Origin of the sequence: Stutzerimonas urumqiensis (assembly GCF_003640395.1) — a bacterium.
GTDB lineage: Bacteria > Pseudomonadota > Gammaproteobacteria > Pseudomonadales > Pseudomonadaceae > Stutzerimonas > Stutzerimonas urumqiensis.
In genome coordinates this window covers 147,189-173,373 of record NZ_RBZQ01000007.1, presented here as the reverse complement: position 1 = coordinate 173,373, position 26,185 = coordinate 147,189, and the positions used below count along the sequence as shown (strand labels likewise).

The window sequence follows — 26,185 nt, the reverse complement described above, 5'->3', positions numbered from 1 at the left end:
CTAAACCATTCATGATCGACGCGTCAGCGCGCCACTATCCGTCTTCGGACGACAAAGCCCTAGACGCAAAAAAGCCGGGCAACCCCGGCTGGCCGGATCATAGCAATGTTTTCCCGGACGGTCACCCGCACCGCCGGAGCCGCGGGCGGACGATCGCTCGTCCGCCCGCGCGGGTGCTACTTGGATTCCTCCAGGAACCGGAAGAACTCGCTTTCCGGATCGAGCACCAGAACGTCCTGCTTGTCCGCGAAGCTCTCGCGATACGCCTGCAGACTCCGATGGAACGCATAGAACTCAGGGTCGCGCTCGTAGGCCTCGGCATAGATGGCGGCAGCACGGGCATCACCCTCGCCGCGGAGCTCTTCCGCTTCACGGAAGGCTTCAGCCAGGATCACGCGACTCTGACGATCCGCATCCGCACGGATACCCTCAGCCAGCTCCTTGCCCTTGGCACGATGCTCGCGCGCCTCGCGCTCACGCTCCGAGCTCATCCGTTCGAACACGCTGCGGTTCACTTCGCGCGGCAGGTCGATAGCCTTGACCCGCACGTCGACCACCTCGATGCCAAGCTCACGCTGCGCATCCTGGTTCAGGCTTTCGGCGACCTGAGCCATGAGCTCGTCGCGTTGGCCCGAAACGGCTTCATGCAGCGTCCGCTTGCCGAACTGGTCGCGTAGCGCCGCTTCGAGACGGCGCGAAAGCCGCTCGTCGGCGATCTGCTTCATACCGGAGGTCGCCGTGTAATAGCGCTCGGCATTGTCGACGCGCCATTTTGCATAGGCGTCGACCATCAGCGCCTTTTTCTCGAGCGTGAGGAAGCGGGACGTCGGCGAATCGAGCGTCATGAGCCGTGCATCGAACTTGCGGACGCTGTTGACGTAGGGAATTTTCATATGCAGGCCCGGCTGCACGTCCGGGTCCACGATCCGCCCGAAGCGCAGCAGAACCGCACGCTCGGTCTCGGAAACGATGTAGAAGCTGTTCCACAGCACCACCGCAAGGATGACGCCGACAATCAGCGCCACCAGGGACTTGTTGCTCATTAGCGGGTCCCCCTTGTGCGCGGATCCTGGCTGTTCATGTCGATTGCCGGCGGTGCGTCGGTCGTCGTATCCGTCGGGACCGCCGTCTGCGAGCCGGACGTGCGGTTGTTCCGCTCGCCGACCATCTTGTCCAGCGGCAGGTACAACAGGTTGTTCTGTCCGGCATCACCGGTGACCAGAACCTTGCTGGTATTGCTCATGACATCCTGCATGGTTTCGAGATACAGCCGCTTGCGCGTCACTTCCGGCGCCTGCTGATATTCGGTCAGCAGCTTGGAGAAACGATCCGACTCACCCTCGGCGCGGGCGATCACCGCATCGCGATACCCGCTCGCCTCTTCCAGCATGCGCTGGGCCTGACCCCGGGCCTCGGGAATCACGGCGTTGGCATAGGACTCGGCCTGGTTCTTCAGGCGCTGTTCGTCCTCGCGCGCGCGAATCACATCATCGAACGCTTCCTGGACTTCCTGCGGCGCCGACGCGCTCTGCAGGTTGACCTGCGTGACGGTGATGCCCGTGCCGTAATCGTCGAGGAATCGTTGCAGACGATCCTTGACCTCGGCCGCCATGACCTCGCGCCCCTCCGTCAGCACCTGATCCATGGACATGGAGCCAACGACGTGGCGAACCGCGCTGTCCGTGGCGTGCTGGAGGCTGACCTCGGGCTGATCGACATTGAGCACGAACGAGCGCAGGTCACTGATCTTGTACTGGACGGTCAGCGGCACTTCGATGATGTTTTCGTCTTCGGTCAGCATCTGCCCCTGCTTGGTGTAGGAGCGCTCCCGGGTGACGTTTTCCTGGAATTTCTTGTCGATCGGCGGGAAGTAGATATTCAGGCCCGGACCAACCGTCTCGTGGTACTCGCCCAGGCGCAGCACGACGGCCTGCTCCTGCTCATCGACCACGTAGACGGCGCTGTACAGCCAGAAGGCCACCAGCACCACCAGACCGATCGCCAGCATGGCGAAACCGCCACGACGGCCGTCGCCGCTTCCACCCGCGCCGCCGGAGCCGCCGCGCTTCTTGCCGCCGAACATGCCATTGAGGCTGTCCTGCAGCTTTCGAAAGGCTTCATCGAGATCAGGCGGCCCCTGGCGATCACCACCACGACGCCCACCGCCACCACTACCCCAGGGGTCCTGGTTGTTCGAGTTGCCACCCGGCTCGTTCCAAGCCATAGCGCTCTCCATTCAGACAAAGCCAAAAGACGCGCCGCAGCGCGCCGCCAATGCTACAGAAAGCCCCGTCACCGAAGCGAAAACGGCCATCAGGCTTTATTGCAAAGTGTGTTGCTCGAGAAACTCCGCAGGCACGGCGCCTTCCCGGCTGATGAGCCGATGCAGTTCGACGCGGGGGATACGGATGTCGAGCAGGCTCTCTCCCTGCTCGTCATGTGTCTCGCTTTGCACCACGCCGAGCTCGAAGAACCGCGCCCGCAGCCGCCCGAACCGCTGTGGCAGGCTCAGTCGACCGACGAACAGATCATTGCCCAGGAGATCGGCGATGGCCTGCTGGAGCAGGTCCAGGCCGAGCCCTTCGCGGGCCGACACCCAGACGCGCGCCGGCCGCCCATTCGCGTCGCGCTGGATCTGCGGCTCGATACCCTCGAGCAGATCTAGCTTGTTATATACCTCGAGGATGGGTAGCTCCTGCGCGCCGATTTCAGACAGCACTTCGAGCACCTGCTCGATCTGCTGATCGCGCTCGGGCTCATGCGCATCGATGACGTGCAGCAAGAGATCCGCATTGCTTGATTCTTCCAGCGTGGCGCGAAACGACTCGACCAGCTTGTGCGGCAGGTGGCGAATGAACCCGACCGTATCCGCCAGCACGATCGGCCCGAGGTCACCCAGCTCGAGGCGGCGCAAGGTCGGATCGAGCGTGGCGAACAACTGGTTGGCCGCATACACGTCCGCCTCGGTCAGCGCATTGAACAGCGTCGACTTGCCTGCGTTGGTGTAGCCCACCAGCGAAACCGAGGGGATGTCCGCGCGCCGCCGTCCGCGACGCGCCTGCTCCCGCTGGCTACGCACCTTTTCCAGCCGTTGCTTGATCTGGCGAATACGCACGCGCAGCAGGCGGCGGTCGGTCTCCAGCTGGGTTTCGCCAGGTCCGCGCAGACCGATACCGCCCTTTTGCCGTTCGAGGTGAGTCCAGCCCCGGACGAGGCGGGTGCTCATGTGTTCCAGCTGGGCCAGCTCGACCTGCAACTTGCCCTCATGCGTGCGGGCACGCTGGGCGAAGATATCGAGGATCAGGCCGGTTCGATCGAGCACGCGGCATTCGAGCGCCCGCTCGAGGTTGCGCTCCTGACTGGGCGTCAGGGTGTGGTTGAAGATCACCAGGTCGACCTCGTCGCGCTTGACCAACTGGCCAAGCTCCTCGACCTTGCCGCTGCCGATCAGGAACTTGGCGCTCGGCTGGTGCCGCGGGACGTTCACGAAGGCGACCGTCTGCGCGCCCGCCGAGCGGGCCAGCTCCTGGAACTCTTGGGGATCTTCGCCTGCGGCGGGGTCTTGGCTATCCAGATGAACGAGAACAGCCCGTTCACCGCCGCCGTGGCGCTCGAAGAACAACCCTACGGCCTCAGGCGTTGCCTGCGTCGGCCTGCTCGCCCTCTCCGGCCGCCGGCAAGCGCACCGGACGACTCGGCACGACCGTCGAGATCGCGTGCTTGTAGACCATCTGGCTTACGGTGTTCTTGAGAAGGATGACGAACTGGTCGAACGATTCGATCTGCCCTTGCAGCTTGATGCCGTTGACCAGATAGATGGAAACCGGGACGCGTTCCTTACGCAGGGTATTGAGGTAAGGGTCTTGTAGCGAATGCCCTTTTGACATGTGCCGCACTCCTTAGAGGATATTTCTCATTGATTGTAGGGCCGGAAAGTCGGCCGGACGGCCATCCAAGAATAGACGGCCTTAACGCAGTGTCAGCTCAATATGGAGAGCGACCTCAGGTATTTCAATGCTTGGGACAGATTGTCGCGTGCCAGACTATCGAGCCAGTGGACGTTGGTCCAACTTCGAAGCCAGGTGAACTGACGTTTTGCCAATTGACGAGTGGCGATAGTGCCCCGCGCCAACATCTCCTGCTTCGACATCAACCCATCGAGATAATCCCACACCTGCCGATAGCCGACCGAGCGCATCGATGGAAGCTCCGGATGGAGCTCGCTGCGGCTTCTCAGGCGCTCGACCTCGTCGATCAAGCCCTGCTCGACCATTTGCTGGAATCTGTGCTCGATGCGTGCATGAAGCAGGCTGCGCTGCGCCGGTGCGATCGAAAGACGGGCGACAGTATAAGGCAACTTGCTCGCCGCCGGCTCGTCTGTTTCGCCCGCTCGCTGGCGAGCCCGATGCTCGCTCATGGTCATGCCGCTTATCTCGAACACCTCCAGTGCGCGGATCAGCCGCTGCGGGTCGTTCGGATTGATGCGCTGCGCAGACTCCGGATCGATGAGCGCGAGACGACGATGAAGCGCCTGCAGACCTTCGTCCCTCGCCAGCGTCTCGAGACCGGCGCGCACGGCCGCATCGGCCGGCGGCATCTCGGCCAGCCCTTCGAGCAGGGCCTTGAAGTAAAGCATGGTGCCACCCACCAGCAATGGGATGCGTCCCTGGGCGGTGATTTCGCCCATGGCCCGTAGCGCATCCTCACGAAAGCGCGCCGCGGAGTAGCGCTCCAGCGGATCGAGGATGTCGACCAGACGATGCGGAAAGCGTGCAAGCTCTTCGGGCGACGGCTTGGCCGTACCGATGTCCATGCCGCGATAGACCATGGCCGAGTCGACGCTGATCAGCTCGCATGGCAGCGCCTTGCACAACGACATGGCAAGGTCGGTCTTGCCCGAAGCGGTAGGCCCCATGAGAAAGATGGCCGGAGGAAGGGCACGCATTGGAGGTCTCGGAAGCGAAATCGAAGAAGCGAGCCAGCCGTCAGCGGCCGCGCAGGAACAACCGGTCCAGCTCATCCATGCCCAGCTGGGTCCAGGTCGGGCGCCCATGGTTGCACTGTCCGCTGCGCTCGGTGGTTTCCATGTCACGCAGCAGTGCGTTCATTTCGGGCAGTGTGAGCCGGCGGTTGGCCCGTACCGCCCCGTGGCAGGCCATCGTCGCCAGCAGCTCGTTCAGATGCGCCTGGATACGATCGCTCGTACCGTATTCGAGCAGATCAGCCAGCACATCGCGCACCAACTGCGTCGCCTCGGCCTGCTTGAGCAGCGCCGGGATCTGGCGCACCGCAAGGCTCTCCGGCCCCAGCCGCTGCAATTCGAAGCCCAGCCGGCCGAACCAGGCGTGATGCTCCTCGGCGCAATCGGCCTCACGCTGGCTGACCGCAAGCGACTCGGGCACCAGCAGCGGCTGGCCGCGCAACCCCTCGCTGGCCATCGCCGTCTTCAGGCGCTCGTAAGTGATGCGCTCATGCGCGGCGTGCATGTCGACGACCACCAGCCCCTGCGCATTCTCGGCAAGCACATAGACACCCTTGAGCTGCGCAATGGCATACCCGAGCGGCGGCACATCGCCTTGCGCTTGGGGCAGCGGCTGCGAGGCCGTGCCGTCGAGCGGGGCATAAAAGGTGCGATAGGCGCCCTGCACCTCGGCGACCGGCTGATCGGGCCGATCGGGCTGAACGCGGTAACCATAGCCGCTGCCACTGCCGCTACTGCCGCCACGCGGATAATCCGGCGCTGGCACAGTTGTCATCGTCTGAACGTTGGCCGCCAGGCTCATCTCCGACTGCCCGCCGAAGATGCCAGCCGCCTGCCCGGTGACCTGGGGAGTTGTCGGCGCGGAAATCGTAGCCAGATGATCCTCAGGACGCACATCGGCCAGGGCTCGATTCAGGGTCCCGTAGAGGAAGTCATGCACGGTGCGGCTGTCGCGAAAACGCACCTCGTGCTTGGTCGGGTGGACGTTGACATCGACCGCCACCGGATCGACTTCAAGGAACAGCACGAAGGTCGGATGGCGGCCGTTGAACAGCACATCCCGGTAGGCCTGCCGGATCGCGTGCGCCACCAGCTTGTCGCGAACCATGCGCCCATTCACGTAGAAATATTGCAGGTCCGCCTGGCTGCGTGAAAACGTCGGCAGACCGACCCAGCCCCACAACCGCAACCCGTTGCGCTCGATCTCGATGGGCAGAGCCTGCTCCATGAATGCCGGGCCGCAGACCGCACTCACCCGACGGGCCCGACTGGCATCATCGGCCGCTTCATGCAGCGCCAGCACGCCCTTGCCATTGTGCCGCAGGTGAAAGGCGACGCCGAAGTGCGCCAGCGCCAGGCGCTTGATCACTTCCTGCAAGTGATCGAACTCGGTCTTCTCGGTACGCAGGAACTTGCGCCGCGCCGGCGTATTGAAGAACAGGTCCCGCACCTCGACGGACGTGCCGACCGGATGCGCGGCCGGCTGGACGCGCGCCTCCATGTCACGTCCTTCGGTTTCTACCTGCCATGCCTCGGGCGCGCCTTCGTATCGCGACGTCAGCGTCAGCCTGGAAACGGAACTGATCGAGGCCAGCGCCTCGCCGCGAAAACCGAGGCTCATTACCCGCTCGAGGTCCTCGAGATCGCGGATCTTGCTCGTCGCATGCCGTGCCAGTGCCAGCGGAAGGTCGTCTGCATCGATGCCGCAGCCATCGTCACGCACACGCAGTAGCTTGATGCCACCTTGCTCGACGTCGATTTCGATCCGGCGTGCGCCGGAATCGAGGCTGTTTTCGAGCAGCTCCTTGATGACGGAAGCCGGCCGCTCGACCACTTCGCCGGCCGCGATCTGGTTCGCCAGCCGCGGATTGAGCAGCTGGATACGCGAGGCCTGGATCATGGTTGCGCGGCCAGCGTGGTCGCCGGAATCGACAGGGTCTGCCCAACCTTGATGACGTCGCCCTTGAGCTGGTTGGCGCTACGCAGCGCCGCCAGGCTCACTTCGTAGCGCTCGGCGAGCAGCGCCAGGCTTTCGCCGGAGCGAACCACGTGCTCGCGCGGCCCCTGGACGATCTTGCCTTGGTCGCGCAGCCAGGCGATGTAGGTTCCCGGGGGCGGATTCTCCTGGAAGAACTGCCGCACGCCGGTACTGATCGAGGTGGCCAGCGCCCGCTGATGGCTGGCCGTCTGCAGCTTGGCGGCTTCCGACGGATTCGAGATGAAGCCCGTTTCAACGAGGATCGACGGGATGTCCGGCGACTTGAGCACCATGAAGCCCGCCTGCTCGACACGCCGCTTGTGCAGCGGAGCGATGCGTCCCATGTTGCTCAGTACCTTCTGGCCCACGTTCAGGCTGGAAGACAAGGATGCCGTCATCGACAGGTCGAGCAGCACGCCGGCGAGCATGCGGTCCTTGTCGTCGAGACTGACATGCCCGGCGCCGCCGATCAGGTCGGAGCGGTTCTCGCTGTCGGCCAGCCAGCGTGCGGTTTCCGACGTAGCGCCCCGTTCCGAGAGCGCGTAGACCGAAGCGCCGAAGGCACTCGAACGAGGCGCCGCATCGGCATGCACGGAAATGAACATGTCGGCGCCCTTGTTCCGGGCGATCTCGGTGCGCTTGCGCAGCGGTATGAAGTAATCGCCCGTGCGCACGAGCTCGGCACGGAAGCCCTTCTCTTCATTGATCTGACGCTGCAGCTCCTTGGCGATGGACAGCACCACATCCTTCTCGCGGGTGCCCTTCGGCCCGATGGCGCCAGGGTCCTCGCCGCCGTGACCGGCGTCCACAGCGATGACGATGTCGCGCTTGCTGCTCGTGATGGGCGGCAGCTTGATCGCAGGTAGCGTCGGACTGACCGGTGCGGCCGGCGTTCCGGCGGTGGTGGTGGCAGGCACCTCGCGTCCCGGCACGGCGGAAGGCTGGTCGTAGAGATCGACCACCAGGCGATGGCCATACTGCTGGTTGGGCTCGAGCGTGAAGCTCTTCGGCGTGACCTCGGCGGTGAGGTCGATGACCACGCGCAGGTTATCTTCGTTTCGCTGGGCCGACCGCAGCCCCTTGATCGGCGTGTTCTGCAGCGCAAGCTGATCCAGCGACGTGGCCAGCTTCGCGCCGTTGACATCGATGACGATGCGATCGGGCGCCGTGAGGGTGAACAGGTTGTGCTGTACCGGCCCCGAGAGATCGAACACCAGGCGGGTGTTGTCCGGCGCTCGCCACAGCCTCACGCTGCGTACATCCGAAGCCGCCAGGACCTGCGTCACCGCCAGCATCGCCCAGATTCCGCAGACCAGTGTGCGCAGGCGCATACCCAACCTCATGCTTGTCGTTCTACTCCAGCCAGGAGACCGCACCAGGCTGCGCCTCGCCCCGTATGGGCCGCCAGGCGCACCGTACGGCCGGCTCCGTGCGGCGTAATGGTAATGTCCAGGTCCGCCTTTGGCAAAATGCCTGCTCCTCGCTCGGGCCATTCGATCAGGCACAGCGACTGGCCTTCGAAGTAATCGCGGATGCCGAGGAATTCGAGCTCCTCGGGGTCGGCCAATCGATAAAGATCGAAGTGAAAGACCTGCACATCGCCTATTTCGTAAGGCTCGACGAGGGTGAAGGTCGGGCTCTTCACCTTGCCGGCATGACCGAAGCCGCGAATCAGGCCGCGCGAGAGGGTCGTCTTGCCCGCGCCAAGGTCGCCATGCAGGTAGATCACGCCCCGACCAGCGGTCGCCTCGGCCAGACGTGCGCCCAGCGCCAGCATGGCGTCCTCGCCCTCGGCGTGTAGTGTCAGTTCACGCATGGGCAGATTTCCTCCAGCAGACTCCGTACCGCGTCGGGCAAGCCGGCCGCTGCCAGCCCGCGCCCCTGTTCGCCAAGCCGCTCGCCCGCGCAGGCATGCAGCCAGACCGCCAGGCACGCCGCCTCGAAGCCATCGAGCCCTTGGCCGCGCAATGCGCCGACAAGGCCTGCGAGCACATCGCCAAGACCCGCCGCCGCCATCGCCGGGTGACCACGGTCGCACAGCGCGAGCCGGCCATCGGGCGCAGCGACCAGGCTCCCGGCCCCCTTGAGCACCACGATGCAGTCATGACGCCGGGCGAGCCGACGAGCCGCCTCGGGACGGTCCGCCTCGACCGCCTGCACATCGCAACCCAGCAGTCGCGCGGCCTCGCCCGGATGAGGCGTAAGGACCGTCCCGGGGGGCGCCTCGACCAGTCCCCCCGCCAGCAAATTGAGTGCGTCGGCATCCCAGACCTGGGCACGATCGGCGCCAACCACGCTGGACAGCAGACTGCGACCCCAGGCTTCCTGCCCCAACCCCGGCCCGACGACCAGGACATCTGCTCGCTCGATCAGCTCGCCGAGCCGGTAGGTGGACTCCAGCCCGCGCGCCATGACTTCCGGCCGCCTCACCAGCGCCGCGGTGACATGCTCAGGCCGCGTGGCCAGCGTCACCATCCCGGCGCCGGCCCGTAGCGCAGATTCCGCCGTCAACAGCGCGGCGCCGCCGGTGCCCAGGTCGCCGCCGATCACCAGCACCTGCCCGAACTGGCCCTTGTGCGCCGTGCGCGAGCGCGGCGACAGCCGTGGTAGCGACGTCGGCGCCAGGCGGACGGCCACCGGCACGGCCGAATCGAACGGACCGCTCTGGAGGTCATCGAACAGCAACTCACCGGTCAGGGCCGGCCCCTGCCCCGTCAGCAGCCCAAGTTTCAGACCTATATAGGTCACGGTCAGGTCGGCCTGAATCGCCGCCCCGAGAACACGTCCGGTGTCGGCATGCAGGCCGGACGGGATGTCGATCGCGACCACCGGGCAGGCGCTGCGATTGACTGCCTCGATGGCCGACCGGTACTCCGCGCGCACTTCGCCATCGGCCCCGGTTCCCAGCAGCGCGTCGATCAGCACGCCGGCCAGCGGCTCGCCATCCGACCAGGGTGCAACAGGCACACCGGCCTCACGCGCGCAGGCATGAGCCTGGGCCGCATCGCCGGTGAGTCGCCCCGGCTCGCCCAGTGCCAGGACCCTTGCCCGCCAACCGGCCCGATGGGCGAGCTCGGCGACCAGGTAGCCATCGCCGGCGTTGTTGCCGCTGCCGGCCAGCACCGTAAGGGTGCCGACGGAGGGCCAGCGGCGGCTCACGGCCTGCCAGGTGGCGCGAGCGGCGCGCTGCATCAGCTCGAAGCCCGGCGTGCCGGCCGCGATGATCGCCGCATCGCGGGCGCGTATCTGCGCCGCGCTATAGATTTCGACGGGAAGCCTGTCGGTGTGGGTGATCGCTGGCATCTCTGTTCCTGGAAGCTGGCGCCCCGTGCGACCGGTGGCGTCATCGGCCGGCCTGATATCGGCCGGCGGGTCTGGCAAAATCATACGCCCTGCCCGCAGTAGCCCCAATCTCCGATGTCCGACTCGCTCGATCTCCATCACCTTCGCGACGCCATCAAGGCGTGGGGACGCGAGCTCGGCTTCCAGCAGGTCGGGATCACCGATGTCGACCTCGGCGAACACGAAGCGCACCTGCAACGCTGGCTCGATGCCGGCTACCAGGGCGAGATGGACTACATGGCCGCCCATGGAACCAAGCGCTCGCGCCCTGCCGAGCTGGTGCCCGGCACGTTGCGCGTGGTGTCGCTGCGCATGGATTACCTGCCGGGCGACACCCGCATGGCCGAACAGTTGGCCCGACCTGAAACCGCCTATGTCTCGCGCTACGCCCTTGGCCGCGACTACCACAAGCTGATCCGCAAGCGCCTGCAGCAACTGGCCGAGCGCATTCAGCAGGTGGTCGGCCCGTTCGGTTTCCGCGCCTTCGTCGACAGCGCCCCGGTGCTGGAAAAAGCCGTCGCCCAGCGGGCCGGACTCGGCTGGATCGGCAAGAACACCCTTGTGCTCAATCGCCAGGCCGGTAGCTGGTTCTTTCTCGGCGAGCTCTTCGTCGACCTGCCGCTGCCGGTGGACGAGCCGCTGACGCGCGACCATTGCGGCCGCTGCACCGCCTGCCTTGACGTGTGTCCGACCGATGCCTTCGTCGGCGACCGGGTGCTCGATGCGCGACGCTGCATCTCCTACCTGACGATCGAATACAAGGGCTCGATTCCCGAGGCGCTGCGATCGAAGATCGGCAACCGCGTGTTCGGCTGCGATGACTGCCAGATCGTCTGCCCGTGGAATCGCTTCGCACGGCCGACCGACAAGAGCGATTTCCAGCCCCGACACGGGCTCGACAACAGCGAACTGGCCGCGCTGTTCCGCTGGACCGAAGACGAATTCCTCGGCCGAACCGAAGGCTCGCCGCTACGCCGCGCGGGCTACGAGCGCTGGCTGCGCAACCTGGCCGTGGGGTTGGGCAACGCACCCTCGACGATCAGCGTCATCGAAGCGCTGCGCGCCCGCCGCCAGGATCCGTCGGCGCTGGTACGCGAGCATGTGGAATGGGCGCTGGCACGCCACGGGGTCGCCGACTAATCCGGCGATGAGAAGTGATGCTCGCCCCAGCGCGGCAACATGTCCTGCGGAATCTGCAGCAGGTTCAGGATTCGCGCGACCACGAAATCGATCAGGTCATCGATCGTCTGCGGCTGGTGATAGAACCCCGGCGAGGCCGGCAGGATGGTGGCGCCGAGGTTCGACAGCTTGAGCATGTTCTCCAGGTGAATGCTCGAATACGGCGCCTCGCGTGGCACGAGGATCAGTTGACGGCGCTCCTTCAGGCAAACGTCGGCCGCACGCTCGATGAGGTTGTTGCACGCGCCCGTGGCGATCGCCGACAACGTGCCGGTCGAACAGGGCACGACGACCATCGCGGTCGGCGCGCCGGACCCGGAGGCAGGCGGCGCCATCCAGTCCTCCTTGCCATACACGCGGATCTGGCCCGACGCGGCGCCGGTGTATTCCGACAGAAAGGCCTGCATCGCCTGCGGCTTGCCGGGCAGGGTGACGTCGGTTTCGGTCGCCATCACCAGCTGCGCGGCCTTGGAGATCAGGAAGTGCACCTCGCGCTCCTCCTGCACCAGGCAATCGAGCAGACGCAACCCGTACTGCGCGCCAGAGGCGCCCGTCATGGCCAGGGTGATGCGTTCGGGGCCGCTCATTCGATCTGCTCCATTAGGCGGGACGTCCGCCGTTGAATCCTGTTCCGCGAGTGCGATCGCGATTCTCGCCTGCAATCGCCAGACCGCTACGCCAGCGCGTCGGCCAGCGCGGCGGCCAGCTTGGTATGCAAGCCGCCGAAACCGCCGTTGCTCATGATCACCACCTGAGTGCCCGGAACGGCATCAGCCTTGACCTTGGCGATGATGGCTTCCAGCGAATCGCAGACGGTGGTCGCCACCAGCGAGCCCGCCACGGTTGCCGCGAGGTCCCAGCCCAGGTTCGCCGGCGCGTACCAGATCGCCTGATCGGCGAGAGCGACCGATTCGGCCAGCCCGTCGCGATGGGCGCCAAGCTTCATCGAATTCGAACGCGGCTCGATCACGGCGATGATCGGGGCCGATCCGACGCGCTTGCGAAGGCCCTCGAGGGTCGTCGCGATGGCGGTCGGGTGATGGGCGAAGTCATCGAACAGCGTCACCCCGCCGATTTCGGCAACCTTCTCCATGCGTCGCTTCACGCTCTTGAACCCGCACAGTGCGTTGGTCGCCTGTGACGGCAGGATGCCGACGTGTCGCGCCGCCGCCAGCGTCGCCAGGGCATTGGCCACGTTGTGGCGGCCGGTCAGCCCCCAGGTGACGATGCCTTGCAGCTCGCCCTGGAACAGCACTTCGAAGCAGGAGCCGTCCTCGGCCAGCAGGCGTGCCTGCCAATCACCGCCGTCACCGGTGGTTTGCACCGGCGTCCAGCAGCCCATGCCGATGACGCGCTCCAACGCCGCTTCCGCGCGCGGATGGATGATCAGCCCCTCGCTCGGAACGGTACGCACCAGGTGGTGGAACTGGCGCTCGATGGCCGCCAGATCAGGAAAAATGTCCGCATGGTCGAACTCCAGGTTGTTGAGGATCGCCGTGCGTGGCCGATAGTGAACGAACTTCGAACGCTTGTCGAAGAAGGCGCTGTCGTACTCGTCCGCCTCGACCACGAAGAACGGCGAGCCGCCGAGGCGTGCCGACACGCCGAAATTCTGCGGAACCCCACCGATCAGGAAGCCCGGCATCATGCCGGCATCCTCGAGCACCCAGGCGAGCATGCTGCTGGTGGTCGTCTTGCCGTGCGTGCCTGCCGCCGCCAGCACCCAGCGCCCCTGCAACACCTCGTCGGCCAGCCATTGCGGCCCGGACACATAGCGCAGCCCGCGATCGAGCACGTGTTCGACCGCCGGATTACCACGAGACAGCGCATTCCCGATGATCACCAGGTCAGGCTCGGGGATCAGATGGCGGGCGTCGTAGCCCTGCATCAGGGTAATGCCCTGTTCCTCGAGCTGAGTGCTCATCGGCGGGTAGACGTTGGCGTCGGAGCCCGTGACCTCATGGCCGAGCGCCTTGGCCAGGACGGCCAGCGAGCCCATGAACGTGCCGCAGATGCCAAGGATATGGATGTGCATGTAAGTCCTCTGCTGGGGCGTTTCGCGCCCTGAAAACGTGGCGGCAGGTTAGCACGCACGACCGGCTTGGGCAGCGCTGCCCGGCGCGCCGATGGGAACCGGCGAGATATGCCGTACGTCGGCAAAACCGCCGCCAGTCCGGCGAATCCGCAGGCGCAGGCCATGCTCCAGAATGTCGAGACGCGTCATGACGCTCGGTTAGGCCCCGCTCGCCCGGCTTCAGGGCTGCCCGTCCACCGGCAGCCTGGCACCGACCTTGCGTCACGCGCACTCGCTGGCCCTACTTTTCGCCGCAGGCGCCTGCCCGGCGGCCGCATCGAGGACGGACACCATGGCCCTGGAACAAAGCAGTGCGACGCCGCTGACTCACGGCACCGATTTCGAGCGCGTCGGCAAGGACTACTTCGAGCATCGCGAACTGAAGAAAGGCGCCGCCGGCTGGGTGCTGCTGGTCGGCCTCGGCGTCGCCTACGTGATTTCCGGCGACTACGCCGGCTGGAACTTCGGCCTGGCGCAAGGCGGCTGGGGCGGGCTGTTCATCGCCACGCTGCTGATGGCCACCATGTACCTGTGCATGTGCTTCGCGCTGGCCGAGCTGTCGTCGATGGTCCCCACCGCCGGTGGTGGCTACGGCTTCGCGCGTACCGCGTTCGGCCCGCTGGGCGGCTTCCTCACCGGCACGGCGATCCTCATCGAATACGCGATCGCGCCAGCGGCCATCGCCGTGTTCATCGGCGCCTATTGCGAGTCGCTGTTCGGCATCGGCGGCTGGATGATCTACCTCGCCTTCTACATCGTCTTCATCGGCATTCACATCTTCGGCGTCGGCGAGGCGCTCAAGCTGATGTTCGTCATCACCGCCGTCGCCGCGCTGGCGCTCGCCGTGTTCATCGTGGCGATGGTGCCGCACTTCTCGGTGAGCAACCTGTTCGACATCACGCCGACCGCAGCGGCCGGCGCCAGCGCCTTCCTGCCCTACGGCTACGTCGGCATCTGGGCGGCGATTCCCTACGCGATCTGGTTCTTCCTCGCCGTGGAGGGGGTGCCGCTGGCCGCCGAGGAAACCAAGAACCCGCAGCGCGACATGCCCCGCGGACTGATCGGCGCCATGTTGATCCTGCTCGCCTTCGCCGGACTGATCCTCCTGGTCGGCCCCGGCGGGGCGGGCTCCAGCACCCTGGTGAAATCGGGCAATCCACTGGTCGAAGCGCTCGCCGCGGCCTACGGTTCGTCCACCTGGATGAGCGGCTTCGTCAACCTGGTCGGCCTGGCCGGGCTGATCGCCAGCTTCTTCTCGATCATCTACGCCTACTCCCGGCAGATCTTCGCCCTCTCGCGGGCCGGCTACCTGCCACGCAACCTGTCGGTCACCAACCGCAAGAAAGCGCCGGTGCTCGCGCTGGTGATTCCCGGCCTGATCGGCTTCGCGCTATCGCTGACCGGCCAGGGCGACCTGCTGATCCTGGTCGCCGTATTCGGCGCGACCCTCTCCTACGTGCTGATGATGGCCTCGCACATCGCCCTGCGCCTGCGCCGCCCGGACCTGCCGCGCCCGTACCGGACGCCGGGCGGCATCGTCACCTCGGGCGTGGCGCTGGTGCTGGCTTGCGTGGCGGTGGTGGCGGGCTTTCTCGTCGACCCGCGGGTGGTGATCGGCGCGGCGGTCATCTACGGCGTCCTCATCGCCTACTTCGCGCTCTACAGCCGGCATCACCTGGTCGCCGGCACGCCGGAAGAAGAGTTCGCGGCGATCGAAAAGGCCGAGGCGGCGCTGCACTAAAGGAGGCGGCATGGGCTATTCGCATAACGCCGGTGGCACCACCTGGCGCTTTGACGACCTGCGCGAAGTAATGGCCAAGGCCAGCCCGGCGCGCTCCGGCGACCTGCTCGCCGGGGTCGCCGCCGGCAGCGATGTCGAGCGGGTGGCCGCGCAGATGTGCCTGGCCGAGGTGCCGCTCGGGCGCTTTCTCGACGAGGCGCTGATTCCCTACGAAGGCGACGAGGTCACCCGGCTGATCCTCGACAGCCACGACGCCGCCGCCTTCGCCCCGGTCAGCCATCTCACCGTGGGCGACTTTCGCAACTGGCTCCTGGGCGACGAAGCCGATGGCCCGGCGCTCGCCGCCCTGGCGCCGGGGCTGACGCCGGAAATGGTCGCCGCGGTGTCCAAGCTCATGCGCGTGCAGGACCTGATCCTGGTCGCGCAGAAGGTCCGCGTCGTCACCCGCTTTCGCAACACCATCGGCCTTGCCGGTCGCATGTCCACCCGGCTGCAACCCAACCACCCCACCGACGACGGTGCCGGCATCGCCGCGAGCATCCTCGACGGCCTGCTCTACGGCAACGGCGATGCGGTGATCGGCATCAACCCGGCCACCGACAGCACCGCCGGCATCTGCGAGCTCTTGAAAATGCTCGACGCGGTGATCGGCCGCTACGAGATTCCGACCCAGGCCTGCGTGCTCACCCACGTCACCACCTCCATCGAGGCGATCGCCCGCGGCGCACCGGTGGACCTCGTGTTCCAGTCCATCGCCGGCACCGAGGAGGCCAATGCCAGCTTCGGCATCAGCCTGGCGACATTGCAGGAAGGCTACGAGGCCGGCCTGTCGCAAAAGCGCGGCACGCTCGGCGACAACCTCATGTACTTCGAGACCGGCCAGGGCAGCGCCTTGTCGGCCAACGCGCACCACGGCGTCGATCAGCAGACCTGCGAAGCCCGGGCCTACGCCGTGGCACGCCGCTTCAAACCGCTGCTGGTCAACACCGTGGTCGGCTTCATCGGCCCGGAATATCTCTACAACGGCAAGCAGATCATCCGCGCCGGGCTGGAGGATCACTTCTGCGGCAAGCTGCTCGGCGTGCCCATGGGCTGCGACATCTGTTACACCAACCACGCCGAAGCCGACCAGGACGACATGGACGTGCTGCTGACCCTGCTCGGCACGGCGGGCATCAACTTCATCATGGGCATCCCGGGTTCGGACGACGTGATGCTCAACTACCAGACCACGTCCTTCCACGACGCGCTCTACGTGCGCCAGGTACTTGGCCTGCGGCCCGCGCCGGAATTCGAGGACTGGCTGGCGAAGATGGAGATCCTCAGGCAGGACGGCAATCGCCTGCAGCTCGGCCGCGAACTGCCCGAGCCGTTTCGCCGGGCACTAGAGCAGCTGGCATGAACCGCTGCCCCGATTGCCACCAGCATGGTGGAAAACGCTGCGCGGTTTTCCACCCTACGCCGATGCCCTCACCGCGGCCCGTAGGGTGGAAAACGACCGCAGGTCTTTTCCACGCGCCTGACCGACACACCATGAGGTAGCCATGTCCGACCGCTCGCCCGCCATCGAAAATCCATGGCAGCACCTGCGCCAGCTCACCCCGGCGCGCATCGCCCTCGGCCGCGCCGGCACGAGCCTGCCGACCGCCGCGCAGCTGGATTTCCAGCTCGCCCACGCCCAGGCGCGCGATGCCGTGCACCTGGCGCTCGACACCGATGCCCTGGCCGCACAGCTCGAGGCGCAGGGTCATCGCTGCCTGCACCTGCACAGCGCCGCCCCGGACCGCCACACTTACCTGCAGCGACCCGATCTGGGCCGTCGACTGAGCGACGAATCGGCCGAGCGCCTGGGCGATCACGCTCGACAGCAGCAAATGGGCTACGACCTGGCGATCGTCATCGCCGACGGCCTCTCGGCGCTGGCTGTCCAACGCCACGCCCTGCCCTTGCTCCAGCGCATCACGGAGCAGATCGAAAAAGACGGGTGGCGCCTCGCGCCGGTCTGCCTGGTCGAACAGGGCCGTGTAGCGCTGGGCGATGAAGTGGGCGAGGCGCTGCGCGCCAGGATGGTGGTGGTGCTGCTGGGCGAACGCCCGGGCCTAAGCTCGCCCGACAGCCTCGGTCTGTACTTCACCTACGCGCCGAAACGGGGCCGCACCGATGCCGAGCGCAACTGCATTTCTAACGTTCGCCTGGAGGGCTTGAGCTACAACCTCGCCGCCCATCGACTGGTCCATCTGATGCGCGAGGCCTGCCGACGCCAGCTCTCCGGCGTCAGTCTCAAGGACGAAGCGGACATGCCCAGCCTGCCCGGCGACGCCGCGAAGGCCGGCAACTTCCTGTTGGGTTGAGCCCCGACGCAGGCCGGCCCGCCGTTGCAGCGAACCGGCTCGCGCCCGATGCGTCAGATGGCGCCGCGCTCGCGCAGCAGTGCCAGCACCTGCCGGGTGCTCTCCTCGACCGAATGCACCTGCGTGTCGATCACCAGATCGGCATCGGCCGGCACGTCATAGGCGAAGGAGACGCCCGGGATGTTGTCGCCGCCGGCGGCGTACAGGCCCTGCGGATCACGCGCGCGGCAGGTCTGCTCGGTGGCCTGAAGGTGGACGGTGAGCAGGCGCCCCGCACCGATTTCGGCCCGGGCCTGTTCGCGCCCTTCGGCATCCGGGGCGACGAAGGCCGCCAGCGTGATGAGGCCCGCTTCGTTGAACTGCTTGGCTACCTGCGATGCACGCCGCCAGTTTTCGGCACGGCCTGCACGGTCTTGCGGCAATCCCTTGTTGAGGTCGTGGCGCAGGTTCTGCCCGTCCAGCACGAACACCGCGCGACCGGCATCGAACAGCTTGCGCTCGACCGCGTAGGCCAGCGTGCTCTTGCCCGCCCCCGAAAGGCCGGTGAACAGCACCGTTACCGGCTGCTGGCCGAAACGGCCCGAGCGCTCCTCGACGCTGACATGCGCCAGCCGGCCATGCTGGCCCGTTCCCTGCCCGGAAAGCGGCTCGGCGATGATCATGCCGGCACCGACGGTGCCATTGGTCAGCCGGTCGATGACGATGAAAGCGCCCGTGGTGCGGTTGTGCGCGTAGCCATCGAGCGCGATGGCCGCGTCGAGACTGACCCGGACCTTGGCGATCTCGTTGAGCTTCAGCTCGCTGGCCGCGCCCTGCTCCAGCGTGTTCACATCGACCTTGTGCACGATGGTCGGGATCGAACCGGGCACGTAGCTGGTCGCCCGTTTGATGTCGTATTTCTTGCCGGGAAGCATGGGCTCCTCGGCCATCCACACCAGCATCGCCTCGAAGGTGTCACTGATTTGCGGGCGGTTGTCGGCATGGACGAGCATGTCGCCACGGGACACGTCGATCTCGTCTTCCAGCGTCAGCGTGACCGCCTGGCCGGGACCGGCCTGCTCCAGCTCGCCATCGAAGGTGACAATCGACTTGACCTTGCTCGACTTGCCCGACGGCAGCGCGATCACGTCGTCGCCCTTGTGGACGATGCCGCTGGCCAGCGTGCCGGCGAAGCCACGGAAGTTGAGGTTCGGCCGGTTGACGTACTGCACCGGGAAACGCATGTCGTCGTAGTTCCGGTCGCCGGCGATCTGGACGGTTTCCAGGATCTCCATCAGCGGCTTGCCGTCGTACCAGGGCGCCCGCTCGCTGCGGTTGACGACGTTGTCGCCCTTGAGCGCGGACATCGGCACGAACTCGAGGGTCGTCGGCCGCAGGTCGATCCGCTCGGCGAACGCCAGGTAATCGGCCTTGATCTGCTCGAACACGCCCTGGTCGAAGCCGTTGAGGTCCATCTTGTTGATCGCGACCACGATGTGCTTGATGCCCAGCAGCGAGGCGATGAAGCTGTGCCGGCGGGTCTGCGTCTGCACGCCGTAGCGAGCGTCGATCAGAATGATGGCCAGGTCGCAGGTCGAGGCGCCGGTCGCCATGTTGCGGGTGTACTGCTCATGGCCGGGGGTGTCGGCGATGATGAACTTGCGCTTGGCCGTCGAGAAATAGCGATACGCCACGTCGATGGTGATGCCCTGCTCGCGCTCGGCCTGCAACCCGTCGACCAGCAGCGCCAGGTCCACGTCTTCACCGGTCGTTCCGACTTTCTTGGAGTCACGGGTGATGGCTTCCAGATGATCTTCGTAGATCATCTTCGAGTCGTGCAGCAGGCGACCGATGAGGGTGCTCTTGCCGTCGTCGACGTTGCCGCAGGTCAGAAAGCGCAGCAGTTCCTTGCGCTCGTGCTGGGCGAGGTAGGCGAGGATGTCGGACGAAATCAGATCGGAACTATGCGACATACGCTTCTTCTCTATCGCTGGAGGCTTGAGGGCGGAAGGCTTGAGGAAAAGCGCTTCACGGCCCGCCTGGATTGTTTCTGGAAGAGGAGCCTGGGCAGACCGGAGATACCGCTGCGATGCTCTGGCCAGGCGTTATCCCGTCCGTTGCGCATCGGTGGGCATGAACCCGGCCGCCGCGCCATGCGAACCGGCGGTTAGAAATACCCCTGCCGCTTCTTCTCTTCCATCGAGCCGGTCTGGTCATGATCGATGACCCGGCCCTGGCGTTCGGAGGTCCGCGTCAACAGCATTTCCTGAATGATGTCCGGCAGCGTGGCGGCCGAGGATTCGACGGCGCCGGTCAGCGGGTAGCAACCCAGGGTGCGGAAGCGCACCATTTTCCTGGTGATGCGCGCCTTCTCCTCGTCGGAGAGGTATTCGAGGATGCGCTCGTCGTCGATCATGATCAGCGTGCCGTTCTTCTCGATCACTTCGCGCTCGGCAGCGAAGTACAGCGGCACGATCGGAATCTGCTCGAGATAGATGTATTGCCAGATGTCCAGCTCGGTCCAGTTCGAGAGCGGGAACACCCGGATCGATTCGCCCTTCTTCACCTTGCCGTTGTAGACATTCCACAACTCCGGGCGCTGGTTCTTCGGGTCCCAGCGGTGCTTGCTGTCGCGGAAGGAATAGACGCGCTCCTTGGCGCGGGATTTTTCCTCGTCACGACGAGCACCGCCGAAGGCGGCATCGAAGCCGTACTTGTCGAGCGCCTGCTTGAGGCCCTCGGTCTTCATCACATCGGTGTGCTTGGCACTGCCGTGGGTGAAGGGATTGATGTTCTGCGCGACGCCGTCCGGGTTGATGTGGGTGATGAGTTCCAGCCCCATCTCCTTCACCATCCGCTCACGAAACGCGTACATCTCGCGAAACTTCCAGCGCGTGTCGACATGCATCACCGGGAACGGCAGCTTGCCCGGAAAGAACGCCTTGCGCGCGAGGTGCAGCATCACGGCGGAGTCCTTGCCGATCGAGTACAGCATGACCGGGTTGCCGAACTCGGCGGCGACCTCGCGGATGATGTGGATGCTTTCGGCTTCGAGTTCTTTCAGATGCGTCAGTTTATCGACCATGACTGTCCACGCTGCTAGGTGACGGACCGGCAATCCGGGAAACGACGCGCACTCTAGCACGGCATTAGCTTCTAATCAGGCAGCTGCTTAGATCATGATGATCTAGTCATATGCGCCCAGGGCTCGCCGTCAGACGGGGTTCGGACAGTCGATGAACAGGTGCTCGATCGCGAAGTGCCGGGCCAGGTAGTCACCCAGCGCCTGGACGCCGTAGCGCTCGGTCGCATGATGGCCGGCCGCGAAGAAGCTCAGCCCGTTCTCGCGCGCCGTGTGCACGGTCGGCTCGGACACTTCGCCGGTCAGGTAGGCGTCGACCCCGGCGGCCAGCGCCTTGTCGATGTAGCCCTGCGCGGCGCCGGTGCACCAGGCGATGCGACGGATCGGCTGGTCGCCCGCGATCATCAACGGTTCCCGACCAAGCGCCTCGTGCACACGGCGATGGAAATCCACCGGGCTGAGCGGCGTTTCGAGCGCACCGACCAGGCCGACGGAGGCACGCTCGGTCGGATCGAGCGGCCCCTCGATCACCAGGTCGAGCAGGCGCGCCAGCTGAACGTTGTTGCCGACCTCGGGGTGAACATCCAGCGGCAAGTGATAGGCGAGCAGGCTGATGTCATGGTTCAGCAGCGTCTTGAGCCGCCGCTGCTTCATGCCGATCACGCGTGCGTCCTCGTTCTTCCAGAAATACCCGTGATGGACGAGCACCACGTCGGCCTCGGCGTCGACCGCGGCGTCGAGCAAGGCCTGGCTCGCCGTCACGCCCGTGACGATACGGCGGACCTGAGGCCGGCCTTCGACCTGCAAACCGTTGGGGCAGTAATCGCGAAACGCCTGAGCGTCCAGATACCGATCCGCTTCGCGAACCAGCGCATCGAGCGCAATGGCCATGGTCATCTCCTCTTTCCAAACCGGGCCCTGCAAATGGCAGGCGGCCTCGTATAATGCCGGCCACCTTGACATGGCGCCCGCGGCGCTCGCAATCGTACGGACCCCTGATGATCAACGCCTTGCGTCCTTATGGCTGGCCCCTCGTGGCCGGCGTGCTCATAGCCCTGCTCATCATCCAGCGCTACCCGCAGTGGGTCGGCCTGCCGGTCGAGGAATACCACCTGCAGGAGGCACCGGTCGCCATCCTGCCGGAGCGGGGGCCGCACTCCTATGCCGACGCGGTGAGCGCGGCCGCACCGGCGGTGGCCAACCTCTACACGACCAAGGTAGTGGCGAAGGCCGAAGTGCCGATGCTCAAGGACCCGATGTTCAAACGCTTCTTCGGCGACAACCTGCCGCGTCAGCGCCGCATGGAGTCGAGCCTGGGCTCCGCGGTCATCATGAGCCCCGAGGGCTACCTGCTGACCAACTACCACGTGACGGCCAATTCGGAGCAGATCGTGGTGGCGCTCAAGGATGGCCGGGAGACCCTCGCCACGGTCGTGGGAAGCGACCCGGAAACCGACCTTGCCGTTCTCAAGATCGATCTGGCCAACCTGCCGGCCATCACCGTCGGCCACTCCGACAGCATCCGGGTCGGCGACGTCACCCTGGCGATCGGCAATCCGTTCGGCGTGGGCCAGACGGTCACCATGGGCATCATCAGCGCGACCGGCCGCAACCAGCTGGGTCTGAACACCTACGAAGATTTCATCCAGACCGATGCGGCGATCAACCGCGGCAACTCCGGGGGTGCGCTGGTCGATGCCAGGGGCAACCTGATCGGCATCAACACGGCGATCATCTCCGAGACGGGCGGCTCGCAAGGCATCGGCTTCGCCATCCCGATCAAGCTGGCCCGCGACGTGATGGATTCGATCATCCAGCACGGCCAGGTCATCCGCGGCTGGCTCGGCGTGGAAGTCCAGGCGCTGACGCCGGAGCTTGCCGAATCCTTCGGCCAGCGCGGGCGGCCGGGCATTGTCGTCGCGGGCGTCTACAAGGATGGCCCGGCGGCACAGGCCGGGCTGGAACCAGGCGATGTGATCCTCAGCATCGCCGGCGAGCCGGCCTCCGACGGCCGCACCTCCATGAATCAGGTCGCGCGGACGCGGCCGGGCGACTCGATCAAGATCGTCATCCTGCGCAACGGCGAAGAGAAGACGCTGCGCGCCGAAGTGGGGATGCGACCGCCGGTGACGGCCACGCCCTGATCAGGCGTGGAGGATCGCGCTCAGCGCCTGCAGCAGCTCGGCGTTCTGCTCGGGGGTTCCGACGGTGATGCGCAGGTACTGGTCGATGCGTGCCTGCCTGAAGTGCCGGACGATTACGCCACGCTCGCGCAGCGACGCCGCCAGCGCGCCGGCGTCCCGTCCCGGATGGCGAGCAAAGACGAAGTTGGCCGCCGACGGCAGCACCTCGAATCCGGCATCCCGTAGCCCGTCGGCCAGCGCCTCGCGACTGGCGATGACCTTGGCGCAGGTCGCCTCGAAATAGCCGCGGTCGTCGAACGAGGCGGCGGCACCGGCCAGCGCGATCCGATCGAGCGGATAGGAGTTGAAGCTGTTCTTGATTCGCTCCAGTGCCTCGATCAGATCGGCATGGCCGATCGCCAATCCGACCCGCAAGCCCGCGAGCGAGCGGGACTTGGACAAGGTCTGGGTCACCAGCAGATTGGGGTAGCGGTCGACCAGCGTCACGGCCGTCTGCGCGCCGAAATCGACGTAGGCCTCATCGATCAGCACGACCGAATCGGGGTTGGCCTGCAGGATGGCCTCGATGTCGCCCAGGCCGAGGGCGCATCCGGTCGGCGCATTGGGGTTCGGGAAGACGATGCCACCGTTGGGTTGGCGATAGTCGTCAGGGCGAATCCGGAAGTTCTCGTCCAGTGGCACGGTACGGTACTCGATGCCGTACAACCCGCAGTAGACCGGATAGAAGCTGTAGCTGATATCGGGAAACAGCAGCGGCCTGCCATGCTGAAACAGGCCGTTGAAGGCATGGGCCAGCACCTCGTCGGAGCCGTTGCCAACGAAGACTTGCGCCGTCTCGATCCCGTAGTAGGCGGCAACGGCCTGCTTGAGGCGCTCGCCGTTGGGGTCCGGATACAGCCGCAGCGTGTCGTTCAGCTCCGCCTGCATGGCCGCGACCGCCCTGGGCGAGGGTCCGTAGGGGTTTTCGTTGGTGTTCAGCTTGACCAGTCGCGCCAGCTTGGGCTGCTCACCGGGCACGTAGGGCACCAGCGCGCTGACGAAGGGACTCCAGAATCTGCTCATGGGTTCTCGCACTCTATCGTGGGGCGAGCCCGCGCGGGCCCGCGTGCGTTTCGGGGCGTCAGTCGATCGCTGAGACCTACGGCTGACTATCATTCAGCCCGGCCTCAGCACTCACATCGGCATTTCAGCCCTTGATCCGGTATTCGGCGCTGCGCGCATGAGCCGTGAGCGACTCGCCGCGAGCCAGCACCGAGGCGACCTTGCCGAGCTCCGACGCACCATCGGCGGAGCAATGGATGATCGACGAGCGCTTCTGGAAGTCATACACGCCGAGCGGCGAGGAGAAGCGCGCAGTGCCCGACGTCGGCAGGACATGGTTTGGACCGGCGCAATAATCGCCCAGCGCCTCTGCCGTGTAGCGACCCATGAAGATGGCGCCGGCATGGCGAATGTGCGGCAGCCACCGTTCCGGGTCGGCCACGGAGAGCTCCAGGTGCTCCGGTGCGATCCGGTTGGCCACCTCGATGGCCTGCGTCATATCCCTGACATGAATCAACGCGCCCCGGCCCTCGAGGGATGTCCGAGCGATCGACTCGCGCTCCAGCGTCGGCAGCAACCGCGCGATGCTCTCGGCGACGCGATCGAGGAAGGCGCTGTCCGGGCTGACGAGGATCGACTGGGCATCCTCGTCGTGCTCGGCCTGGGAGAACAGGTCCATGGCGATCCAGTCCGGGTCGGTCTGCCCGTCGCAGACGACCAGGATTTCCGACGGCCCGGCGATCATGTCGATGCCGACCTTGCCGAACACATGGCGCTTGGCCGTCGCGACATAAATGTTCCCCGGCCCGACGATCTTATCCACCGGCGGCACGCTTTCGGTGCCATAGGCGAGCGCAGCGACTGCCTGGGCACCACCGATGGTGAAGACCCGGTCGACGCCCGCCAGCGCAGCCGCGGCGAGCACCAGCTCGTTGATCTCGCCACGAGGGGTCGGCACCACCATGACCACCTCGGGCACGCCCGCCACCTTCGCCGGGATGGCGTTCATCAACACCGATGACGGGTAGGACGCCTTGCCGCCGGGCACGTAGAGGCCAACCCGGTCGAGCGGCGTAACCTGCTGGCCCAGCACCGTGCCATCGGCTTCGGTATAGCGCCAGGAATCCTGCTTCTGGTGCTCGTGGTAGCGGCGCACACGCTCGGCGGCCACCTGCAACGCCTCGCGCTGCGCAGGGGAAATCCGCTCGAGGGCCTGTTCCAGCCGGGCTCGCGGCAGGATCAGATCGGCCATGCTGGCGACCGTCAGCGCGTCGAACCGCTGCGTGCAGTCGACGAGGGCCTGGTCGCCCCGCTCGCGTACCGCCCGGATGATTTCGAGCACGCGTGCATTCACCGCATCGTCAGAGACGCTTTCCCAGCTCAGCAGATGATCCAGATGCGCGGCGAAATCCGGGTCGGCAGCATCGAGACGGCGAATGGCGATGGGCGTAGTCATGGAAAAGCCTCGTGGTGACAGTTCGCAGAGACCTGCGCAGCAAGGTGCGCGTGGCAAACGGGGACATTGATGGTCGCGCAGACCGGACGGCGGCTAGCTTAGCAAGCCGGCCGCGCCAGGCCGCCGAGAATAGTGGCTATGGCGCGGATAGGGGAAACGGGATCAGGCCCGGTGTCGCTCGACGGCGCCGCGCAGGGTGTCGATCAGCGCCTGGATGCGTGCATGCTGCATCTTCATCGACGCCTTGTTGACGATGAGCCGTGAGCTGATGGTCGCGATCAGCTCCTGCGGCTCGAGCCCGTTGGCACGCAAGGTGTTGCCGGTGTCCACCACGTCGATGATCTTGTCGGCGAGGCCGACCAGCGGGGCCAGCTCCATCGAGCCGTACAGCTTGATGATGTCGACCTGGCGCCCCTGTTCGGCGTAATAGCGCTTGGCGACATTGACGAACTTGGTGGCCACCTTGAGCCGGCCGCGCGGTTCCGGCGCGCCGACCTTGCCGGCGGTCATCAGCTTGCAGTTGGCGATCTTCAGGTCCAGCGGCTCGTAAAGCCCCTGTCCGCCGAACTCCATCAGCACATCCTTGCCCGCGACGCCCAGGTCGGCCGCGCCCTGCTCCACATAGGTCGGAACGTCGGTCGCACGCACGATCAGCAGGCGGACGTCTTCCTGGGTGGTCGGAATGATCAGCTTACGGCTCTTGTCCGGGTCTTCCGTGGGTGCGATGCCGGCTGCCGCCAGCAGCGGCAGCGTGTCGTCGAGAATCCGGCCTTTGGACAACGCGATGGTGAGCATGAACGACGTTCCTTGATAAGCGGGCCGGCGCACCGGCGCCGG

General features: G+C 65.8%; 23 protein-coding genes. 5 read left to right on the top strand and 18 right to left on the bottom strand.

Annotated features, from left to right (window positions below; genetic code table 11):
• Positions 1 to 176 precede the first annotated feature (176 nt).
• The 9 genes from hflC to D7325_RS14730 all read right to left on the bottom strand — a co-directional run bounded on the left by hflC (position 177) and on the right by D7325_RS14730 (position 10,262).
• Positions 177 to 1,043, bottom strand: coding sequence for a protease modulator HflC (gene hflC / locus D7325_RS14770; RefSeq protein WP_120996921.1), 867 nt, complete (start codon positions 1,041 to 1,043; stop codon positions 177 to 179).
• On the bottom strand, positions 1,043 to 2,224 hold the full coding sequence (gene hflK, locus D7325_RS14765; protein WP_120996919.1) for an FtsH protease activity modulator HflK: 1,182 nt from the start codon (positions 2,222 to 2,224) through the stop codon (positions 1,043 to 1,045). Before hflK ends, hflC begins: the two co-directional genes overlap by 1 nt.
• A 96-nt stretch (positions 2,225 to 2,320) precedes the next feature.
• Positions 2,321 to 3,622, bottom strand: coding sequence for a ribosome rescue GTPase HflX (hflX, locus tag D7325_RS14760; protein WP_120996917.1), 1,302 nt, complete (start codon positions 3,620 to 3,622; stop codon positions 2,321 to 2,323).
• 10 nt (positions 3,623 to 3,632) lie between these two features.
• Positions 3,633 to 3,887 carry an RNA chaperone Hfq gene (hfq, locus tag D7325_RS14755; RefSeq protein WP_120996915.1) on the bottom strand — a complete coding sequence of 85 codons (255 nt, stop codon included), beginning with the start codon at positions 3,885 to 3,887 and terminating at the stop codon, positions 3,633 to 3,635.
• Between the two features lie 92 nt (positions 3,888 to 3,979).
• Positions 3,980 to 4,945: a tRNA (adenosine(37)-N6)-dimethylallyltransferase MiaA gene (miaA, locus tag D7325_RS14750; RefSeq protein WP_120996913.1), complete on the bottom strand. Its 966-nt coding sequence runs from the start codon at positions 4,943 to 4,945 to the stop codon at positions 3,980 to 3,982.
• A gap of 40 nt (positions 4,946 to 4,985) precedes the next feature.
• The gene (mutL, locus tag D7325_RS14745) at positions 4,986 to 6,881 is read right to left on the bottom strand and encodes a DNA mismatch repair endonuclease MutL (protein WP_120996911.1); all 1,896 of its coding nucleotides are present in this window, start codon (positions 6,879 to 6,881) and stop codon (positions 4,986 to 4,988) included.
• A complete protein-coding gene (locus D7325_RS14740; RefSeq protein ID WP_218565188.1) occupies positions 6,878 to 8,302 on the bottom strand; it encodes an N-acetylmuramoyl-L-alanine amidase in 1,425 nt (474 codons plus the stop codon). The genes mutL and D7325_RS14740 overlap by 4 nt, the downstream gene beginning before the upstream one ends.
• Positions 8,299 to 8,775, bottom strand: coding sequence for a tRNA (adenosine(37)-N6)-threonylcarbamoyltransferase complex ATPase subunit type 1 TsaE (gene tsaE / locus D7325_RS14735; RefSeq protein WP_120997074.1), 477 nt, complete (start codon positions 8,773 to 8,775; stop codon positions 8,299 to 8,301). The genes D7325_RS14740 and tsaE overlap by 4 nt, the downstream gene beginning before the upstream one ends.
• Positions 8,763 to 10,262: an NAD(P)H-hydrate dehydratase gene (locus D7325_RS14730; protein WP_120996908.1), complete on the bottom strand. Its 1,500-nt coding sequence runs from the start codon at positions 10,260 to 10,262 to the stop codon at positions 8,763 to 8,765. Before D7325_RS14730 ends, tsaE begins: the two co-directional genes overlap by 13 nt.
• A gap of 114 nt (positions 10,263 to 10,376) precedes the next feature.
• On the opposite strand from D7325_RS14730, the gene queG reads away from it, so the two are divergent.
• Positions 10,377 to 11,441: a tRNA epoxyqueuosine(34) reductase QueG gene (queG, locus tag D7325_RS14725; RefSeq protein WP_120996906.1), complete on the top strand. Its 1,065-nt coding sequence runs from the start codon at positions 10,377 to 10,379 to the stop codon at positions 11,439 to 11,441.
• Here the strand turns inward: queG and ubiX are convergent.
• From ubiX to D7325_RS19120, 3 genes are all read right to left on the bottom strand, one after another.
• Complete coding sequence (gene ubiX, locus D7325_RS14720) at positions 11,438 to 12,067, bottom strand: flavin prenyltransferase UbiX (RefSeq protein ID WP_120996904.1); 630 nt, start codon at positions 12,065 to 12,067, stop codon at positions 11,438 to 11,440. The two genes, queG and ubiX, sit on opposite strands and share 4 nt — an antisense overlap.
• 86 nt (positions 12,068 to 12,153) lie before the next feature.
• Positions 12,154 to 13,515 carry a UDP-N-acetylmuramate:L-alanyl-gamma-D-glutamyl-meso-diaminopimelate ligase gene (mpl, locus tag D7325_RS14715; protein WP_120996902.1) on the bottom strand — a complete coding sequence of 454 codons (1,362 nt, stop codon included), beginning with the start codon at positions 13,513 to 13,515 and terminating at the stop codon, positions 12,154 to 12,156.
• Positions 13,516 to 13,563: 48 nt separating this feature from the next.
• On the bottom strand, positions 13,564 to 13,704 hold the full coding sequence (locus D7325_RS19120; protein WP_162988057.1) for a hypothetical protein: 141 nt from the start codon (positions 13,702 to 13,704) through the stop codon (positions 13,564 to 13,566).
• Positions 13,705 to 13,846: 142 nt separating this feature from the next.
• On the opposite strand from D7325_RS19120, the gene eat reads away from it, so the two are divergent.
• The 3 genes from eat to eutC all read left to right on the top strand — a co-directional run bounded on the left by eat (position 13,847) and on the right by eutC (position 17,646).
• Positions 13,847 to 15,295, top strand: a complete 1,449-nt coding sequence (gene eat / locus D7325_RS14710; RefSeq protein ID WP_120996900.1) for an ethanolamine permease — start codon at positions 13,847 to 13,849, stop codon at positions 15,293 to 15,295.
• Between the two features lie 10 nt (positions 15,296 to 15,305).
• Positions 15,306 to 16,697 (top strand): ethanolamine ammonia-lyase subunit EutB, encoded by a 1,392-nt coding sequence (locus D7325_RS14705; RefSeq protein WP_120996898.1) that lies wholly within the window; start codon positions 15,306 to 15,308, stop codon positions 16,695 to 16,697.
• 142 nt (positions 16,698 to 16,839) lie between these two features.
• Positions 16,840 to 17,646 (top strand): ethanolamine ammonia-lyase subunit EutC, encoded by an 807-nt coding sequence (gene eutC, locus D7325_RS14700; RefSeq protein WP_120996896.1) that lies wholly within the window; start codon positions 16,840 to 16,842, stop codon positions 17,644 to 17,646.
• A 53-nt stretch (positions 17,647 to 17,699) separates the two neighbouring features.
• Here the strand turns inward: eutC and cysN are convergent, their stop codons facing one another.
• The 3 genes from cysN to D7325_RS14685 form a co-directional block, all read right to left on the bottom strand.
• Positions 17,700 to 19,598, bottom strand: coding sequence for a sulfate adenylyltransferase subunit CysN (cysN, locus tag D7325_RS14695; protein WP_120996894.1), 1,899 nt, complete (start codon positions 19,596 to 19,598; stop codon positions 17,700 to 17,702).
• Positions 19,599 to 19,792: 194 nt separating this feature from the next.
• A complete protein-coding gene (gene cysD, locus D7325_RS14690) occupies positions 19,793 to 20,710 on the bottom strand; it encodes a sulfate adenylyltransferase subunit CysD (RefSeq protein ID WP_120996893.1) in 918 nt (305 codons plus the stop codon).
• A gap of 129 nt (positions 20,711 to 20,839) precedes the next feature.
• Complete coding sequence (locus tag D7325_RS14685; protein WP_120997072.1) at positions 20,840 to 21,598, bottom strand: Nif3-like dinuclear metal center hexameric protein; 759 nt, start codon at positions 21,596 to 21,598, stop codon at positions 20,840 to 20,842.
• A 107-nt stretch (positions 21,599 to 21,705) separates the two neighbouring features.
• Between D7325_RS14685 and algW the strand changes: the two genes are divergently transcribed.
• Entirely contained in the window at positions 21,706 to 22,851 is a 1,146-nt protein-coding gene (gene algW, locus D7325_RS14680; protein ID WP_120996890.1) for a Do family serine endopeptidase AlgW, read from the top strand.
• Here algW and hisC read toward each other — a convergent pair whose 3' ends face one another.
• The 3 genes from hisC to hisG all read right to left on the bottom strand — a co-directional run bounded on the left by hisC (position 22,852) and on the right by hisG (position 26,143).
• Positions 22,852 to 23,913, bottom strand: coding sequence for a histidinol-phosphate transaminase (hisC, locus tag D7325_RS14675; protein WP_120996889.1), 1,062 nt, complete (start codon positions 23,911 to 23,913; stop codon positions 22,852 to 22,854).
• Positions 23,914 to 24,037: 124 nt separating this feature from the next.
• Positions 24,038 to 25,348 carry a histidinol dehydrogenase gene (gene hisD, locus D7325_RS14670; protein WP_120996887.1) on the bottom strand — a complete coding sequence of 437 codons (1,311 nt, stop codon included), beginning with the start codon at positions 25,346 to 25,348 and terminating at the stop codon, positions 24,038 to 24,040.
• A 162-nt stretch (positions 25,349 to 25,510) separates the two neighbouring features.
• A complete protein-coding gene (hisG, locus tag D7325_RS14665; protein WP_120996885.1) occupies positions 25,511 to 26,143 on the bottom strand; it encodes an ATP phosphoribosyltransferase in 633 nt (210 codons plus the stop codon).
• Between the last annotated feature and the right edge of the window lie 42 nt (positions 26,144 to 26,185).